General features: G+C 59.0%; 15 protein-coding genes and 3 tRNA genes. 4 read left to right on the top strand and 14 right to left on the bottom strand.

Annotated features, from left to right (window positions below; genetic code table 11):
- Positions 1 to 52: 52 nt before the first annotated feature.
- The 5 genes from AC1MEA_RS14550 to pcaH form a co-directional block, all read right to left on the bottom strand.
- Entirely contained in the window at positions 53 to 2,089 is a 2,037-nt protein-coding gene (locus tag AC1MEA_RS14550; protein WP_480416559.1) for an oxidoreductase, read from the bottom strand.
- A gap of 479 nt (positions 2,090 to 2,568) precedes the next feature.
- A complete protein-coding gene (gene pcaC / locus AC1MEA_RS14545) occupies positions 2,569 to 2,970 on the bottom strand; it encodes a 4-carboxymuconolactone decarboxylase (protein WP_449633751.1) in 402 nt (133 codons plus the stop codon).
- A gap of 21 nt (positions 2,971 to 2,991) precedes the next feature.
- Positions 2,992 to 4,302, bottom strand: a complete 1,311-nt coding sequence (locus AC1MEA_RS14540; protein ID WP_480918148.1) for a 3-carboxy-cis,cis-muconate cycloisomerase — start codon at positions 4,300 to 4,302, stop codon at positions 2,992 to 2,994.
- Positions 4,303 to 4,485: 183 nt separating this feature from the next.
- Positions 4,486 to 5,088, bottom strand: a complete 603-nt coding sequence (gene pcaG / locus AC1MEA_RS14535; protein WP_480416558.1) for a protocatechuate 3,4-dioxygenase subunit alpha — start codon at positions 5,086 to 5,088, stop codon at positions 4,486 to 4,488.
- A 12-nt stretch (positions 5,089 to 5,100) separates the two neighbouring features.
- Positions 5,101 to 5,820, bottom strand: coding sequence for a protocatechuate 3,4-dioxygenase subunit beta (gene pcaH / locus AC1MEA_RS14530; protein ID WP_449633748.1), 720 nt, complete (start codon positions 5,818 to 5,820; stop codon positions 5,101 to 5,103).
- A gap of 634 nt (positions 5,821 to 6,454) precedes the next feature.
- On the opposite strand from pcaH, the gene AC1MEA_RS14525 reads away from it, so the two are divergent.
- Positions 6,455 to 7,600: a carbon-nitrogen hydrolase family protein gene (locus AC1MEA_RS14525; RefSeq protein ID WP_480416557.1), complete on the top strand. Its 1,146-nt coding sequence runs from the start codon at positions 6,455 to 6,457 to the stop codon at positions 7,598 to 7,600.
- Between the two features lie 4 nt (positions 7,601 to 7,604).
- Positions 7,605 to 8,645 (top strand): AraC family transcriptional regulator, encoded by a 1,041-nt coding sequence (locus AC1MEA_RS14520; RefSeq protein ID WP_480416556.1) that lies wholly within the window; start codon positions 7,605 to 7,607, stop codon positions 8,643 to 8,645.
- 3 nt (positions 8,646 to 8,648) lie between these two features.
- Here AC1MEA_RS14520 and AC1MEA_RS14515 read toward each other — a convergent pair whose 3' ends face one another.
- A complete protein-coding gene (locus AC1MEA_RS14515; protein WP_480416555.1) occupies positions 8,649 to 8,786 on the bottom strand; it encodes a hypothetical protein in 138 nt (45 codons plus the stop codon).
- A gap of 264 nt (positions 8,787 to 9,050) precedes the next feature.
- On the opposite strand from AC1MEA_RS14515, the gene ilvA reads away from it, so the two are divergent.
- Positions 9,051 to 10,565: a threonine ammonia-lyase, biosynthetic gene (gene ilvA, locus AC1MEA_RS14510; protein WP_480918147.1), complete on the top strand. Its 1,515-nt coding sequence runs from the start codon at positions 9,051 to 9,053 to the stop codon at positions 10,563 to 10,565.
- Between the two features lie 81 nt (positions 10,566 to 10,646).
- Here ilvA and AC1MEA_RS14505 read toward each other — a convergent pair whose 3' ends face one another.
- Complete coding sequence (locus AC1MEA_RS14505; RefSeq protein WP_480416554.1) at positions 10,647 to 11,429, bottom strand: DUF2242 domain-containing protein; 783 nt, start codon at positions 11,427 to 11,429, stop codon at positions 10,647 to 10,649.
- 318 nt (positions 11,430 to 11,747) lie between these two features.
- Between AC1MEA_RS14505 and AC1MEA_RS14500 the strand changes: the two genes are divergently transcribed.
- Positions 11,748 to 12,989: an NAD(P)/FAD-dependent oxidoreductase gene (locus tag AC1MEA_RS14500; RefSeq protein WP_480416553.1), complete on the top strand. Its 1,242-nt coding sequence runs from the start codon at positions 11,748 to 11,750 to the stop codon at positions 12,987 to 12,989.
- 44 nt (positions 12,990 to 13,033) lie between these two features.
- On the opposite strand, the gene AC1MEA_RS14495 is transcribed toward AC1MEA_RS14500, so the two are convergent.
- The 7 genes from AC1MEA_RS14495 to AC1MEA_RS14465 all read right to left on the bottom strand — a co-directional run bounded on the left by AC1MEA_RS14495 (position 13,034) and on the right by AC1MEA_RS14465 (position 18,088).
- A complete protein-coding gene (locus AC1MEA_RS14495) occupies positions 13,034 to 14,128 on the bottom strand; it encodes a sensor histidine kinase (RefSeq protein WP_480416552.1) in 1,095 nt (364 codons plus the stop codon).
- The gene (locus tag AC1MEA_RS14490) at positions 14,121 to 15,281 is read right to left on the bottom strand and encodes an FIST N-terminal domain-containing protein (RefSeq protein WP_480416551.1); all 1,161 of its coding nucleotides are present in this window, start codon (positions 15,279 to 15,281) and stop codon (positions 14,121 to 14,123) included. The genes AC1MEA_RS14495 and AC1MEA_RS14490 overlap by 8 nt, the downstream gene beginning before the upstream one ends.
- A 212-nt stretch (positions 15,282 to 15,493) precedes the next feature.
- A tRNA-Asp gene (locus tag AC1MEA_RS14485) sits at positions 15,494 to 15,570 on the bottom strand.
- Between the two features lie 129 nt (positions 15,571 to 15,699).
- Positions 15,700 to 15,776: transfer RNA gene (locus AC1MEA_RS14480), tRNA-Asp, on the bottom strand.
- 47 nt (positions 15,777 to 15,823) lie between these two features.
- Positions 15,824 to 15,899: transfer RNA gene (locus AC1MEA_RS14475), tRNA-Val, on the bottom strand.
- A gap of 201 nt (positions 15,900 to 16,100) precedes the next feature.
- Positions 16,101 to 16,865, bottom strand: a complete 765-nt coding sequence (locus AC1MEA_RS14470; RefSeq protein ID WP_219061694.1) for an SDR family oxidoreductase — start codon at positions 16,863 to 16,865, stop codon at positions 16,101 to 16,103.
- A gap of 11 nt (positions 16,866 to 16,876) precedes the next feature.
- On the bottom strand, positions 16,877 to 18,088 hold the full coding sequence (locus tag AC1MEA_RS14465; protein ID WP_219061600.1) for an O-succinylhomoserine sulfhydrylase: 1,212 nt from the start codon (positions 18,086 to 18,088) through the stop codon (positions 16,877 to 16,879).
- Between the last annotated feature and the right edge of the window lie 6 nt (positions 18,089 to 18,094).

Genomic DNA, 18,094 nt, shown 5'->3' with positions numbered 1-18,094 from the left:
TTGGTTTTTTCAGGCAGACCAGCGACTCGGGTTCATTCGCGACAAAGGAGCATCAGAGCTCGGCCGCCAACCGCGAACCCTGATTGATCGCGCGCTTCGCGTCCAGTTCGGCAGCGACGTCCGCACCGCCGATCAGGTGCACGCTCTGCCCGGCTTCGACCAAGCCGTCATACAGCTCGCGCAACGGGTCCTGACCCGCGCAGATGACAATGTTATCCACAGGCAAAAGCTGCGGTTCACCTTCACCGATGCGGATGTGCAAGCCTGCATCGTCGATGCTCAGGTATTCGACACCGTTGAGCATTTGCACCTGCTTGTTCTTCAAGCCCGTGCGATGAATCCAGCCAGTGGTTTTACCCAGGCCATCACCGACCTTGGTTTTCTTGCGCTGCAAGAGGAACACCTGACGCGCCGGAGCCTGCGGCTCGGCCTTGATTCCGGCGACGCCACCACGCGCTTCCAGCGTCGCGTCGATGCCCCACTCTTTCCAGAACGCAGCGCGGTCGAGACTCGTGGACACGCCCTTGTGCACCAAATATTCCGATACGTCGAATCCGATACCGCCCGCGCCGATCACCGCAACGCTTTTCCCGACCGGCTTACGCCCCAGAATCACATCAAGGTAATTCAGCACTTTTTCATGCTCGACGCCAGGAATAGCCGGCGTACGCGGGGCAATGCCCGTCGCCAGAATTATCTCGTCGTAACCGGCACTCAGCAGATCGCTGACCGCCACCCGGGTGTTCAAGCAGACCTCGACACCCGTGGTTTGCAGCTTGCGAGAAAAATAGCGCAGGGTTTCGGAGAACTCTTCCTTGCCCGGCACCCGTTTGGCAACGTTGAACTGGCCACCGATCTCGCTGGCAGAATCGAACAATGTCACCTGATGCCCACGCTCGGCAGCCACCGTTGCCGCAGCCAGACCGGCTGGACCAGCACCGATCACCGCGATTTTCTTGATCTGCTGCACGGGCAGGTAGTTGAGCTCAGTCTCGTGGCAGGCGCGCGGATTGACCAGACAACTGGTCAATTTGCCACCGAACGTATGGTCCAGACAGGCCTGATTGCAGCCGATGCAGGTGTTGATTTCGTCACTGCGACCGGCGGCGGCCTTGTTGACGAAATCCGCATCCGCCAGAAACGGCCGCGCCATGGACACCATGTCGGCATCGCCCTCGCTGAGGATCTGCTCTGCGATTTCCGGGGTGTTGATGCGGTTGGTGGTGATCAGCGGAATGCTCACCGAGCCGCGCAATTTAGCGGTGACCTTGCTGAAGGCAGCGCGCGGAACCTTGGTCGCGATGGTCGGGATTCGTGCCTCGTGCCAACCGATACCGGTGTTGATCAGGGTTGCGCCCGCCGCCTCGATGGCTTTGGCCAACTGCACGATTTCTTCCCAGACGCTGCCACCTTCCACCAGATCGAGCATCGACAGGCGATAGATAATAATGAAGTTCGGGCCTACCGCCTCGCGCACGCGACGGACAATTTCCACTGGCAGGCGCATGCGATTTTCATAGCTACCACCCCAGCGATCGGTGCGATGGTTGGTGTGAGAGGCCAGGAACTGGTTAATGAAATAACCTTCCGAGCCCATGATTTCAACGCCGTCGTACTCGGCGATCTGCGCCAGGGTCGAACAGGTGACGAAATCCTGAATTTGTTTTTCGATGCCCTCTTCGTCCAGCTCTTTGGGCTTGAACGGGTTGATCGGCGCCTGAATCGCGCTTGGAGCGACTTGCCGGGGGCTGTAGGCATAGCGTCCGGCGTGGAGGATCTGCATGCAGATTTTGCCGCCCGCCTCGTGCACGGCCTTGGTGACGACGCGATGTTTGTCCGCTTCTTCAACCGTGGTCAACTTGGCCGCGCCGGAATACACCCCGCCTTCATCGTTGGGGCCGATACCACCGGTCACCATCAGGCCAACACCACCACGGGCCCGCTCAGCGAAGTAAGCCGCCATGCGTTCGAATCCGCCGGGCTTTTCTTCAAGGCCTGTGTGCATCGAGCCCATCAGGGTGCGGTTGCGCAGCGTGGTGAATCCCAGATCCAGCGGGGCCAACAGGTGCGGGTAGAGAGCGGCGGCCATAGAAACTCCATCGAACGTCATCACGGATGCGGGGGCCTCTATGGGCTCCCGTCAATTATTCAGGCAGGAGGCAAACGCCACTGACCTGTTCATAGCGCAAACATTAAAGAGCCGCCCGGTCACACTCAATGACTGAAAGTGACAAGTTATTGATCCAAACGTACAGCGAGGGTTGGCAAGCGCGGCTCATCGCCCTACCCTAATCGGTGAATCCCCTTATTTTTCAGCCAGACGTGGACTGTGTTCAGTAGGGTTGGACTGATCGCACCGGATTAGAGCAAGAACTGTAGAAAGCCACCTAAGCCGCAGAGGCATAGGTGGCTTTTTACATATAGGAATTGGGATCGCCGCAGGTATTCGTCATAACGGCAGGTGAAGGCTGGGAAGGCACACTCAAAAAACTGTCGCTGCTGTAACAAGGCGAAAAAAGCAGGGCGCCAACTGCGCGTCCTGCTTTCAAGCGGGCCGGACTCCAGCGCTTACAAAGACGCCTTTAACGACTCAACCCCCATCTCGTCCCAGACCTCTTCGGCCAAGTGAAACGTGGCGTTGGCTGCTGGAATGCCGCAATAGATCGCGCTTTGCATCAGCACTTCCTTGATCTCATCGCGGGTCACGCCATTGTTTTTCGCTGCCTTGAGGTGAAGACGCAACTCGCCCTCACGATTCATGCCGATCAGCATGGCGATGGTGATCAAGCTACGGGTGTGGCGTGGCAACCCTGGGCGGGTCCAGATATCGCCCCAGGCATGCCGGGTGATCATTTCCTGGAACTCACCGTTGAAGGGTGTCAGGTGTTCCAGGCTGCGATCCACGTGAGCATCACCCAGCACTTCGCGGCGCACTTTCATGCCCGCTTCGTAACGTTGTTTCTCGTCCATTTCAGGATCCTTTTTCAAGACTCAAAGCGTAAAAGCGTGATGGTCGGCAACCGCGCGCTCGACCCAACGTTGCGCCTGCCCCAGGTAATGGGCCGGGTCCAGCAAGCGATCCAGTTCATCAGCAGACAGCTGCGCAGAGACTTGCCCTTCGGCGCCAAGCACCTCACGCAAATGGGCCCCCTGCTCCACCGCTTTGCGGCAGCACTGTTCGATCAGATGGTGTGCAGCATCGCGACCGATGCGTTGGGCCAGGGCAATGCTCACGGCTTCGGCCAGCACCAGCCCTTGGGTCTGTTGCAGATTGCCCAGCATGCGCTCAGCGTCGACTTCCAGCCCCGGTATCACCTGTAATGCCTGCTGCAAAGAGCCAGACACCAGGCAGCACAGTTCCGGCAGGGTCTCCCATTCAGCATGCCAAAGACCGAGGCTGCGTTCATGTTCTTGCGGCATGGCCGCGAACATCGTTGCAACCAACCCAGGCGCACGCGTCGCAGCACCGATCATCACCGCTGCCCCAACGGGATTGCGCTTATGAGGCATGGTCGAAGAACCGCCCTTGCCTGGTGCTGCGGGTTCAAATACTTCGCCCACTTCGGTCTGCATCAGCAGGCTGAGATCTCGCCCCAACTTACCCAGGCTGCCAGCGATCATCCCCAGCCAGCTGGCGAACTCCACCAGCCGGTCACGTTGTGTATGCCACGGTTGCTCAGGCAGGTTCAGCTTCAGTTCGTGAGCCAAGGCTTCGGACACCGCAAATGCTTGATCGCCCAATGCCGCCAGGCTGCCGGAAGCGCCGCCGAATTGCAGACAGAGCAAGCGCGGTTTGATTTCAACAAGACGCTGGCGGTGACGCGTGACGGCGCCCAGCCAGCCGGCGACTTTCATGCCCAGGGTCACCGGCGTCGCTTGCTGCAACCAGGTGCGCCCGGCCAGCGGCGTGCTCGCGTGACGCAGCGCCTGCTGGGCAAGGGCATCCGCCAGTTCCGCCAAATCGTTTTCCAGCAAATCAATGGCTGAACGCAGTTGCAGCACCAGACCGCTGTCCATCACGTCCTGGCTGGTTGCACCCATGTGCACGTAGCGTTCGGCGGTTTCGTTGCACACGGCAATCTTTTTGCCCAACGCCTTGACCAGCGGAATCGCCGAGTTGCCGGCACTGCCAATGGCAATCGCCAGTTCATATAAATCGTAGAGTTCAGCACGACAAGCCGCCGCAATATCTGCCACGACGTCATTGGGAATCAGCCCGATGCTGGCTTCGGCGCGTGCCAAAGCAGCTTCGAAATCGAGCATGCCTTGCAACCGGCCCAGATCGGAAAAAATCGCCCGCATCGCCGGTTGCGTAAAATAAACATCGAAGAGTTGATTGGTGGGTCTGTTCAAGCCGCTACTCCAGTATTCGAAAATGCTGAGGACGCCGCCGTACGGGAACGACGTACAGACAAACGCCCCAATAACGTACCTTGTCAGGTCGCTTGGGGCGAAAGTCCTTGCAGCGCACGCAGGCTTGAACCATCAGAAATCGAAGAACACTGTTTCGCCTTCGCCTTGTATCCGGATATCGAAACGATAGGCCAACTTGCCATCAACCGTGCAACGTTTGGCGATCAGTGTCTCCCGACGTTGAGGCTGCTCAATCAGATTCAGTACTGGATCGACCGCATTGGCCTGCGCTTCATCGTCGAAATACAGGCGGGTCTGCAAGTGAATATTAATGCCCCGAGCGAACAACGAAACATTGATATGCGATGCCATCGGGACACCCGCAGCGTTTTTCAGGGTACCCGGTTTGATGGTATTGACCGTCCACTCGCCAACATCCGTGGTCGCGGTACGGCCAAAACTGTTGAAGGGCTTTTCCAGGTCGTAGTCGCTGTCGTAGACGCCTTCATGGTTGGCCTGCCAGAACTCCAGGAATGAGTCGCGGATCAGGTGACCATTGCCGTCGTAGACGCTACCCACCAGCAAAATGTGCTCGCCCGGCGCGCCGGGTTTGGCCATCTCGTTCCAGATTTCCTGTTCACGAGGAAGATTGCCGGCAGCCTCCAGCGCCAAACCGATATGCACGTAGGGGCCAGCGGTTTGCGAAGGCGTTTCTTGCAGAAGTTGAACGGGCATGAGCGTGCCTCCTCAGCGGTTTTCGAAGTGAGTCTTGCGCTGGCCGCGCAGGACAATATCAAAGCGATAAGCCAGGCAATCCATGGGATTGGCCATGCTCATGTCGAGCTTGGCGATCAGGCTCTGTACCGCTTCCGGGTTAGCGATCGACTTGACGATCGGGCACATCGGGATAAGCGGGTCACCTTCGAAATACAGCTGAGTGATCAAACGCGTGGCAATGGACGGGCCGCTGATGGAGAAGTGAATATGCGCCGGACGCCAGTCGTTGGGACCGTTGCGCCACGGATACGGGCCAGGCTTGACCGTGCGGAAGCTGTAGTTGCCGTCGCGGTCAGTCAAGGCACGGCCGACGCCACCGAAGTTAGGGTCGATGGGGGCCAGATAGCTGTCTTTCTTGTGCCGATAGCGACCGCCGGCATTGGCTTGCCACATCTCGACCAGGGTGTGTGGGACTGGCTTGCCGTATTGATCGCAGACGCGACCGGAAACAATGATGCGCTCGCCGATCGGCAAGCCACCGTTGTTGAAGTTCAGCAGCAGATCATTGTCGTGCTGCCCCATCTTCAGGTGGGAAAAGTCTGGGCCGCTGGTTTCCGACAGGGACTGGGGAATGCTCACCAAGGCCTGGCGCGGGGAGCGAAGGATAGAGGTTTTGTAATCAGGCGTCAGGGCTTTGGGGTGCCAATTGCGGTCACGAATGACGAAGCGGCTGCTGTCCGCATCAGACATATCTGTCTCCTTATTTTTATGGATAAAGGCTGCTTGAAAGCAGTCCGTAGCCCAGTCTCCCCCGATACGACCTGATGCAACATTGAAAAGAAAACCCCTATCCATATCCAAATGGTTATGGATAACGCCCCTCTCGATAAAGCCGTGCATGACCTGCTGCCAGATTTGTTTTCGACCGTCCGCCAGGAAAACGCCACAACGTCGAACGCGAACATCGCGGAAGAGTAGCTTTCAAAAAAAGCTATTTCACGCCTGCGCGATCTTACGTGTGGTCTGTGCAAAATCCTTGTTCTGGCGCCCCCTTGAAGTCATTGGATCCAACCGAATCTAGAGTTATCAGTGGCGGCCACTGGCACGGCGTTTAGCCTCCCCCGGCGGTTTTACTACCGGGTGCCCCGCCGCCAAGGCGCGACGAACCCGGAGTCGAGATTCACGCGGTCAAAAAAACCATAAGGACTTCATCAGTTGGCAAAGGGTTTTACGTAGGATAATCATTGGCTTGGTTTATTTGGTTTTCACTGAAAAAAATTTAATTATTTAGCAAAACCACAATTAACTCCTTTTTCCCGTAGTCTCGACCCAACTTTTAATACAAAACCATGAATCCTGCTCACGGCTGCTCTCTGTGTCTCCCATGCGCAAAATTTTCAGTGTCTCCGTTGCCCTGCTGCTGATCGCCATGATCACCGGTTATGCCATTTGGACCGGGCAACGCCCCGTAAGCCATTATCTTTCGGATCTGCGCATTCAACTGGCAGTGAATGACGGCCAACCCGGCGAGCGCGGCAACCTGCTGGGTATCCAGCCAGAGCTGTTCCCCACCGATTATCAAAGCCTCGAGCATCTGCACCGCAAGCTGGCGGCCTACCTGCAACAAGCCCGTGACCAAGGCCTGCTTAACGACAAAACCATCGTGGTGTTGCCTGAGCACATCGGTACCTGGCTGTTTGCCAGAGGCGAAAAAGATGAGTTGTATCAAGCCACGACGATCAATGAAGCCATGAACTGGCTGTCGGTCAGCAACCCCCTGCAATTCCTCAACGCGCTGATACGGGCCAAGGGCAGCAACCGGCTCGACGACGCTCATCTACGCATGAAAGCACGGGCCATGGCCAAGGATTACCAGGCACTGTTCGGCGGTCTGGCCAAAGAGTTTGCCGTGACACTGGTGGCAGGCTCAATCGTATTGCCCGAACCGAGCATCGATAACGGCCAACTGCACATCGGCGCAGGTCCTCTGTACAACAGCAGCCTGGTGTTCGGCAGCGACGGCCTGCCAATTGGTCAGCCGCAACGTCAGCTGTACCCGACGTTCGCGGAACGCAATTACATCCAGCCAGCGACACAGGCTGCGCTGAATGTCGTCGACACCCCGGCGGGACGTCTGGGGGTGCTGATTGGCAGTGACAGCTGGTATCCGCGTAATTACGCACAATTGAACAACAACGGCGCCGAATTGATTGCCGTACCGGCGTTCGTCGTGGGCCATGGCCTCTGGTCCAAACCCTGGCGGGGTTATAAAAGTGCCTCGACACCCGAGGGCGTCAGCCTCAAGCCGGGAGAAACCAGCGAAGGCGAAGCCTGGCGCCGCCTGACCCTGACTGGCCATGCACCGGCCAGTACCGCCCGGGCGGGGATCAGTGTGTTCATGCGTGGCCAGTTCTGGGATCAGGGCAGCTCCGGCGATAGTTTTGCCAATCGCCAAGGGCTGACCGGCACCAATCAAATCAGCGCCAACCAGCCTGGGCAAGGTGCGCGCTTGATCAACCTCTGGCTGTGAATCGATGACTTCGCCACGGGTGCGCTTGGGTGATTTGTCAGTAGGCTTCGTGCACAGCCTGGCCGACGCTGTGCGCAGTTTCGGCCAGGACCCGGAGCCGTTGCTGGAACAATACGGGCTGGACCCGGCACGCCTGGCTGAGCCGGGTGCACGCCTGTCGATCCCGCGTTACATGCGCCTTGGGCATGCCGCCATCCAACTGACCGGCGAACCGGGGTTGGGCCTGCGCATGGGCCGGTTGAGTCGTATCAGCCAGGCAGGACTGGCGGGCGTCACTGCCGCGCAGGCGCCCACCGTACGCGAGGCGGCACGCTGCCTGATCCGTTTTGAAGCGCTGTACGGTTCGAATTACCGAGGGCAGTCGAGCTTTCATGAGGACGCCCAAGGCGCATGGCTGCGTTTCTATTCCATCAGCCCGTACAACGCCTACAACCGCTTTGTGGTGGATTCGATTCTCGCCAGCTGGATTCAGCAGCTTTCAAGTCTGGCCGGTTGCCGCCTGCGGGCGGAAAAGGTCGACATCGAGTTTCCCGCGCCGGCCTACGCCGCGTCTTACAGCGACTTGAGCGATAACCCGATAAATTTTGCTGCTGACATCAATCAACTGCGCCTGAGCCAGTCGAGCCTCGGGCTGCGCAACCCGGACCACTGCCCCAGCACTTGGCGGCACTTGTTGCAATTGTGTGAGAAGGAACTGGAACAGCGCACCCGCACCCGCAGCCTGCGAGAGCGCATCACTCAGTTGCTCGGGCCGTTATTGAATGGGGGGCGGGAACCGGATCTGGAAGAAGTGGCCGCACGACTGAAGCTGCCGACCTGGACATTGCGTCGCAAATTGGCCGACGAAGGCACGCAGTTTCGCGCCATTCTCAATGACACCCGCCGCGACCTGGCGATGACCTATATCCGTGATACAGAGCTGGCCTTCGGTGAAATCGCCTACTTGCTCGGCTTTGCCTCGGCCGAGGCTTTTCAACGCGCCTTCAAACGCTGGAACGGGCACACCCCGGGAGAGTTCCGCCGCAGCCAGCGTCAAGCCGGTTGACGCTTACAGCTCGGTAGCGTCGTCGGCCGGTTCCAGTGGATCGAGTTCGAAGGCCTGAAATTCAAGCAGTTCTTCCTGATATTCGTCCATTACGCATGCCCTCTTTGGCTGATGCTCACTGTTGGTTTTGTTACTGACCACGGCCTTCACCTTAAAGTGCCAATGTGACGGAAAAATGAATGCATCGAACACCTCGACACGGCCTGTGCAGGCTTGACTTGCCCACGCCATCCGAAATAATCTTCGAGACATGAACCTGACCCCGCATGTCGTCCGCCCGATTATTATTACCGCCATTCCTATCTTGGCGGGCTAGCTGACGGCTGCACCCAACCCGCCCTCGAGGCGGGTTTTTTCTGTCTCCTGGGCAACACCTCTCGCACCAGGAGCCCATCAATGAGCGATTTGCTCAAGCAGTACGCCAAAAAAATCCTCACCTCGCGCGTCTACGACGTGGCCGTTGAAACCCCCTTGCAGCAGGCCCGCCAGCTGTCCGAGCGCCTCGGCAATCAGGTATTGCTCAAGCGCGAAGACTTGCAGCCGGTGTTCTCGTTCAAGATTCGCGGCGCCTACAACAAGCTGACGCAACTGAGCGAAGCCGAACGGGCCAAGGGTGTGGTCACCGCGTCGGCAGGCAATCACGCGCAGGGGCTGGCGCTGGCGGCCAAGGTATTGGGGGTCAAGGCCACCATCGTCATGCCCAAAACTACCCCCGAGATCAAGGTCGAAGGCGTGCGTTCACGCGGCGGTAAAGTGGTGTTGCACGGCGATTCGTTCCCCGAGGCGCTGGCGTTTTCCCTGAAACTGGTCGAAGAAAAAGGCTACGTCTACGTCCACCCGTATGACGACCCGGACACCATTGCCGGGCAAGGCACCGTGGCGATGGAGATCCTGCGTCAGCATCCGGGCCCTCTGGACGCGATTTTTGTCCCGGTGGGCGGTGGCGGCTTGATTGCCGGCATCGCCGCGTACGTGAAATACCTGCGCCCGGAGATCAAGGTGATCGGCGTCGAGCCGGACGACTCCAACTGCCTGCAAGCGGCCATGGCCGCAGGCGAGCGCGTGGTGCTGAGTCAGGTCGGGCTGTTTGCCGATGGCGTGGCGGTGGCGCAGATTGGCAAGCACACCTTTGATGTCTGCAAGGATTACGTCGACGACGTGATCACCGTCAGCACTGATGAAATCTGTGCGGCGATCAAGGACATCTACGACGACACCCGCTCGATCACTGAACCTGCCGGCGCACTGGGCGTGGCCGGGATCAAGAAGTACGTCGAGCTGTACGGCGTCAGCGGCCAGACCCTGGTGGCCATCGACTCCGGGGCGAACGTCAACTTCGACCGCCTGCGCCACGTCGCCGAACGCGCCGAGCTGGGCGAAGGCCGCGAAGCGATCATCGCGGTGACCATTCCCGAGAAGCCGGGCAGCTTCAAAGCCTTCTGCAAAGCCATCGGTAAACGCCAGATCACCGAATTCAACTACCGCTATCACACCGATCGCGAAGCGCACATCTTCGTCGGCGTGCAGACCCACCCGGAAAACGACCCGCGCGCCGCGCTGCTCAGCAGCCTGACCGAACAGGGCTTCCCGGTGCTGGACCTGACCCACAACGAACTGGCGAAGCTGCACATCCGGCACATGGTCGGCGGTCATGCGGCGCGGGTCAGCGATGAAGTGGTGTTCCGCTTCGAATTCCCCGAGCGTCCCGGCGCGCTGTTCAACTTCCTCAACAAACTCGGTGGCCAGTGGAATATCTCGATGTTCCACTACCGCAACCACGGCGCGGCGGATGGCCGGGTCATGGCGGGGCTGGTGGTGCCGGAGGACGAACGTCACCTGATCCCTGCGGCGCTGGCCGAGATTGGTTATCCGTACTGGGATGAAACTGATAACCCGGCGTACAAGCTGTTTCTAAGCTGAGGTGCACCGCCCATTAAAAAGCCGCTGAACGGAAAAGTCTCAGCGGCTATCTTCATGGCATCGGGTGCTGCTCGCCAGACGTTAAGGTGTCGTTTCCACTGGCGGAACAGGCGTTACAGGCTCGACCTGAATAGACTGCTGTTCCGCGGGTGCCGGCGCCGGTTCGCTTCCGCTAGTGGCAGGCGCGGCTTCCGGAGCAGTTTCTTTGGCAGGTACCGCCTCTGGAGTCGCAGGCTTGGTCTCGACCAGCGCTGCCGGCTTCGGCGCTTGAGCCACCGGTTCTGGAATGCCCAGATCGGTTTTCGGCTTTTCAGGGATATGGGCGGCTTTTTTCACTTCAGGTGGCAAGAAAATCTCCACCAGAGTGAAGAAGCGATCATAGAACTTGGGCGACGAGACCGTCTCGCTGGCGACCTTGACCATCGAATCGTCAGTGGAGCCGATCGGCATCGACACCGAACCCAGCACGCCAACACCCACGCTCGCCGAATTGTTGACCTTCTTCAGCGCATAACGGTCCTGCAAAGCGTTGGCGAACATCGTCGCCCCGTTAGCGGAAGTGCCATCAGACGCGCAGACCACACTGAAGCTGATCTCCATGTGGGTTTCACCCGTCTGCTGGAAGCTTTTGTGCCCGCTGATCACTTTCGGGTCACTGCTACTGATGATGTAGCCCTGACTGAGCAAGGCCCGACGCGCCGCCTCACAGGAAGCAGAATCGGTGACCGGGTAGTTTCTCGAAAAAGTACCGGAATCGTCGAAATTTTCATGCTCGTAGACCGCCGGTTTGGGCGATGAGCAGCCTGCGGCAGCCAGCAGGGTGGTGACCCAGCATGCGGTACGAAAGCTCAGTAATTTAGACATTGAAAATCCTGGGAGAAATAGCTGTCAGCAGAACTGCAGTCCTGAAACGAGGGGGTAAGTCTGCAACAAGGCTGGCGTTCGATCAACGCAGTTTGGAGGTACGGTCGATTTGACTGACGCTTGAGGATTCTACACCGGTTCGGTTAACGCGCCGACGTTGATTATCCAGGGCGCCGATGGGCGTGACGAAATTGAGCTTCTCCCGTAATGTCGACACTGTGCGACGCCGCCTGAGCCAATCGAAGGCCGCCTGGCCCTGATTTGAATTGAACCGATTTTTCCAGGCTGTGATTACGGCCCGCGTATCAAGGATTTCCCATGCATTGCGACACCATCATTCTGGGCGCCGGGATTGTCGGCGTCAGCACCGCCCTGCAGTTACAGGCACGCGGCCGCAACGTGGTATTGCTCGACCGCGAGCAACCCGGCAACGGCACCAGCCATGGCAACGCCGGGCTGATCGAGCGTGCCAGCGTGATTCCCTATGCGTTTCCGCGCCAGTTGTCGAGCCTGTTGCGCTACGCCCTCAACCAGCAATCCGATGTGCGCTACAGCCTGCGGTATCTGCCCAAGGCAGGTCCGTGGTTGCTGCGATACTGGCGTAATTCGGGGCCCAAAGGCCTGGCCGCCGCGACCCGCTCCATGCTGCCGCTGGTCGAGCGCTGTGTCAGCGAACATGACCTGCTGTCGGAACCGGCAGGCATGGGTGGGCTGATCAAGGACAGTGGCTGGATCGAGGCCTTCCGCAACCTGCCCGCGTTTGAAAAAGCCAAAGAAGACGCGGTGGCGCTCAAAAAGTACGGTTTGAACCATGAAGTGCTTGATCAGCAGCAGGTGCACGAGCGCGAGCCAGGGCTGCATGCCAACGTCGTCGGCGGTATTCACTGGCTCGACCCGAAGACGGTCAGTGATCCGGGCGGCCTGACCCGCGGCTATGCAGAACTGTTCATCAAGCGCGGCGGCGTATTCGTGCTGGGTGATGCCTTGAGCCTGAGCCAACGCGCAGGAAAATGGGAGGTGCAGAGCGAAAAGGGCCTGATCATTGCCAACGAAGCCGTGGTGGCCCTCGGTCCTCAGGCCAGAGGCATTTTCGAGCCGCTGGGTTACCGGATTCCGCTGGCGGTCAAGCGCGGCTACCACATGCACTACGCCGCCAAACCCGGCACTCAGTTGCACCATCCCATTGTCGACCGTCAGGGCGGTTATGTACTGGCACCGATGGTGCGAGGGATTCGTCTGACCACCGGCGTCGAGTTCGCCGACAGCGACGACCCTATCAATGAAATCCAGCTGCGCCGTTGCGAAAAGCTGGCACGCGGCTTTTACCCCCTTGGAGAACGCCTGGATGCCGAACCCTGGCTGGGTCGGCGCCCGTGCCTGCCGGACATGTGCCCGGTGATCGGTCCGGCCAAGCGTCATCCAGGGCTGTGGTTCAACTTCGGCCACGCCCACCACGGCCTGACGCTGGGCCCGGTCAGTGGTCGCCTGCTTGCGGAGATGATGACCGGCACCGAACCGTTTACCGACCCCGCCCCCTATAGCGCCGAGCGTTTCCACTGATCGCTGGAGGCGGCAAACTACCCGCGTGAGCGTTACATCGCGGGTCAACCCAGCGCTGAGGCCATTGCAAACTCAAGGGTAAACACAGCCCCGGCGCCGGGCCCGTCACTGTGAACCGTCAAGGTGCCGCCCATCTCCTTGGCCGCCAACGCGCAACTGTGCAGGCCAAAGCCATGGCCCTCTTTGCGTGTCGTGAAGCCATGCACGAAAAGCTGCGGCAGATGCTCGGGCGCGATACCTTCGCCTTCATCTTCCACACTCAATTGCAAACGCCTGCCCTCGCTGTTTTTGACCACCCTTGCGCGCAGGGTGATCGGGCCTGTCAGGTCATCGATAGCGTCCATGGCCTGCTTGGCATTTCGCAGCAAGTTGACCAAAATCTGGATAAACCGCGACTTATCCAGCAGCAGCGCGGGCACATCCGAATACTCCTTGAGCGCGATAATCTGATGCGCACCTACAACCCCGCCCCCCAAACGCAGTACATCCTCGAGCGCGGCATCCAGATCGACATCTTCGATCATGCTGGCTGAGCCCGCATGGGACTGTTGGGTCGCGACGATACTTTTGATGTGGTTGATGTTCTGAGTCAATGAGCCAAGCTCATCCAGCACGTTGCGCTGCTCGGCGGACAGCGCGGCCGCCAGCTTGAACAGGTAAGGCAGCAACAGCTTTCCTTTTTCATCTCGCGCCAGAAACTCACCGATGTCGTCCGGGTGTTCCTGGATAAGCTCCACGACATTACTCAGGCTGCGAACCTTCGATTGTCGCAGCGTGGAACACACGATGTCCGCCGATATATTCACGCTGTTAAGGACGTTGCCGACGTTGTGCAGGACGTTGTTTGCGATTTCGGCCATACCGGCCAGGCGTGCGGAGGTCACCAGCTCGCCCTGGGCCGCTTTCAGCTCGCGGGTGATGCTTTCGTTATTGCGCAGCGCGGTTTCCAGATCCTGTGTGCGCTCATGCACCATGTCTTCCAACATGACAGTGGTCTGAAACAGATCGAAATCGGAACCTTGACCGTTGCTGCCGCGTTCGGCGCGGTCCATCAGGACCTCGATGATCTTGTCCTTGCGAGCGATCTCGGCGCACAGGCGCTTTTCGTCATTAGCGGACAGCTGGATTCGCTCAAGCATGATTCACCTCGGGCAACGCCGCGCCAATCGCGATACCGGTCAATGTCTGGTTGACGTGCACTCCGCGAAATTGCTCACCGTAGGTCGTGAACCCGGTGACATTGTTGCTGCGAAAAATATCCTCAACGGCGTCATTAATGTCATTGAGGGTGATTTCCATCCTGCGCAGGACGCAATCGAACCCCAGAACCAGTTGCGGCGGCCCGATTTCCGAGTTGAATGCCGCAAAGGACTGCTTGAGGTTTTCCACCAGATCCTCGCCATGCGCCAGGCGTAGCACCAGCCCTTCCTCAATGGCACAGAAGAACGTCAGGCTTCCGTCGCTGTTGGCCGACTGAATGGCACGCACATAGCTCGTCTCGCCGATCACCACCACCAGGGGCGATGCGGCGAAACTCAAGGGGTTCAGATCGCTAACCTCAACACCGATATAGCGGGCATATTCCTCGGCGGCGGGCAATCCGTTGATTTCTTTCACCACGCGATGGGCGGGGTCGGCGGCGGTCACCACCAGCCTTTTGGACGTCGGTACAAAATGCTGGATTTTGAACAGCTTGAACGGCAAAGGCGTACTCAGCAGAACCACGGCCGCGCTATCGCTGTGAAATGCCCCGTCGAAGTAGACGTAGGTATGACCGAAAGACAACGCATCGGCTGCAGACCCACCGATGAGTGGCAACTTGCCCAAGGACCGTTGCAACGCATTGGTCAGCGGCTCTTCACGCACTGAAAGGCCATCGGTCAGGAGCAGCGCAAAACCGCTCGGGTCCGCCACCCCTGGCGCCTTGATCGTCAGCCTCTGTAGTTGCTGCTGAGCAAACTCCATGACCTTGGCCGCTTCAAGTTGCTGCAGGTGGTCAATGGCACCCACCACCGCCACAAAATCGCTTCCAGGAAAACTGACCCCAGTGATGCTGTCGGTGCAATAACCGACAGGGCCGATCTCCCCCGCCGTCGAGCAGCCGACAACGTCTACGCCTGGAAACAGACGCGCCATTTCTTGCGCGACTATCTCCCGGTCATAGGTCGGCGAACAGAAGAACAGCACCAGCGCCATGTCGTGCTGAACAACCCCGGCGTGGAACTCGCGCACCGCCTCTCGTGTATCGGAAGCAAATGACTGCGCCCTGCGAATACTGCCTGGAGACTCCATGAGTCACTCCCTCTCATTCCACCACGGCCGCAACCGATGCCAAAACGCCTTCACGCTTCGAGCATAACCCAATCCCGGAGCATGAAAGAAACAGAAGCACTCACCGCATGAGTACTGGAGAGGGCGTTATGTGGAATTCAGGACGCAAAAAAGCGACCTTAAGGTCGCTTGTTTGTTTGCTTCAAGGAGTTCAAGGGCCTTGAAGCGGGATATGGCGCAGCGGACGGGACTCGAACCCGCGACCCCCGGCGTGACAGGCCGGTATTCTAACCGACTGAACTACCGCTGCTTGTCGCTCGAGCTTGCACCCGATGAACTCATTTGAAACTGGCCTTCGAGAGCCTGTTTCGTTGTAACCCTGACTGATCAGCCTTGCGGCTTTCCAGTCTCAGACCGGGCGAACCCAATCTGAAAAATATGGCGCAGCGGACGGGACTCGAACCCGCGACCCCCGGCGTGACAGGCCGGTATTCTAACCGACTGAACTACCGCTGCTTGTCGGTGGACTTTCGTCCTGTTCTCGTTAAAGAACACTCAATAAATGGTGGGTGATGACGGGATCGAACCGCCGACCCGCTGCTTGTAAGGCAGCTGCTCTCCCAGCTGAGCTAATCACCCTTTGCTTCGTTGAGGCCGCGAAATTTACGCAGATATCGAACCTAAGTCAATACCCTGCTTGAAGTTTTTTTAAAAAGTACCCTTTTGAATCAATTGCCCGATATCGCTTTACCGAATCACATTTGCGGGAACGTCTCTATCCGCGAACAGATCGGCACCGCCAAATCACGCGGATCTGATGCGGCGCTTTCGCTGAAAACCTCAATCCTGATAAACCATCTTCTTGGTCATGCCGCCATCAACCACAAACTCCTGGCCGGTGACGAACCCTGCATTTTTCGACAGCAGCCAGACCACCATCGCCGCCACGTCCTCAACCGTCCCCACCCTGCCCACCGGGTGCTGGGCATGGTCGCTATCGGACAAAGGCTCTGCACGACGCACAGACGGATCACGGGTATCGATCCAGCCGGGGCTGACAGCGTTTACACGGATCTCCGGGCCCAAACTGATGGCCAGGGCATGGGTCAACGCCAACAGGCCGCCCTTGCTCGCCGCATAGGCCTCAGTGTCCGGTTCCGATTGTGTGGCACGGGTCGAGGTCAGATTGACGATGGCGCCACCGTGAGCGCGCAGGTAAGGCGCGCAGTGCTTGGCCAGCAGCATCGGCCCACTGAGATTGACGGCCAGTACCCGGTTCCAGTCATGCAGGCTCAAGCTTTCCAGTGTTGCGTTGTGGGGATCGGCAACCGCCGCATTGCACACCAGCGCATCAAGGCGACCGAACTGGCCCAGCACTTCCGCCACACATAGCGTCACTTGCTCTTCACTGGACACGTCCATGGCAATGAACCAGGCGTTTTCGCCAAGCACCTTGGTCACTTTCGAACCGCGAACACGATCCCGGTCCGTCAACACCACCTGCCAGCCTTCGCTGATCAGCCAGGCGGCAATGCCCAGACCGATACCGCGAGCAGCCCCTGTGACCAGCGCGACCCGGCCATTGCTGGCCGGGACAGCTTCCACCGCCCACTCACTCACAAAGCCGCCAGCCCGCGCGCCAGATCCGCCTGCAAGTCGGCAACGTCTTCGAGACCCACTGCAACCCTGATCAAGCTGTCACGAATCCCGGCAGCTTCGCGCTCTTGCGGCGCCAGACGCCCGTGAGAGGTAGTACTCGGGTGGGTAATCGTGGTTTTGCTGTCGCCCAGGTTAGCGGTGATCGAAATCAACCGCGTGGCATCGATAAAGCGCCAGGCGCCCTCTTTGCCGCCTTTGACTTCAAAACTCACCACCGCACCAAAGCCCTTTTGCTGACGTTGCGCCAAGGCATGCTGTGGATGGCTCTTGAGGCCTGCGTAATGAACCTTTTCGATGCCGTCCTGCTGCTCCAGCCACTCGGCCAGAATCTGGGCGCTGGCGCAGTGAGCGCGCATACGCAGACTCAAGGTTTCCAGGCCCTTGAGGAAGATCCAGGCGTTGAACGGGCTCAGCGTCGGCCCGGCGGTCCGCAGGAATCCCACCACTTCTTTCATCTGTTCGCTGCGACCCGCGACCACTCCGCCCATGCAACGGCCCTGGCCGTCGATGAACTTGGTCGCCGAATGCACGACCACGTCAGCGCCCAGCAACAGAGGCTGTTGCAGCGCAGGCGTGCAGAAACAGTTGTCGACGACCAGCATCGCGCCTTTGGCATGCGCAATTTCGGACAGTGCAGCGATATCCACCAGCTCGGCCAGAGGATTGGACGGCGACTCGACGAACAGCAGCTTCGTATTGGCCTTGATCGCTGCATCCCAGCCAGACAGATCGGCCAGCGGAACGTAGTCGACTTCGACACCGAAACGCTTGAAGTACTTCTCGAACAGGCTGATGGTCGAACCGAACACACTGCGCGACACCAGCACATGATCACCAGCGCTGCACAAGCTCATCACTACAGCCAGAATCGCCGCCATGCCTGTGGCGGTAGCGACGGCCTGCTCAGCACCTTCGAGGGCGGCAATACGCTCCTCGAAAGAACGCACAGTCGGGTTGGTGTAACGCGAATAGACGTTGCCCGGCACTTCACCCGCGAACCGCGCCGCCGCATCGGCGGCAGTGCGGAACACGTAACTGGACGTGAAGAACATCGGATCGCCATGCTCACCTTCCGGCGTGCGGTGCTGACCGGCACGCACGGCAAGGGTATCGAAACCCACGCCATCCAGATCACTGTCCAGCCGGCCTGCATCCCATTCGTGAGCCATGCCGCC

It is taken from the genome of Pseudomonas sp. ASL8, from assembly GCF_056680355.1.
Note: the sequence above shows the minus strand (reverse complement) of the source record. Positions and strands in the feature narration are given on the sequence as shown.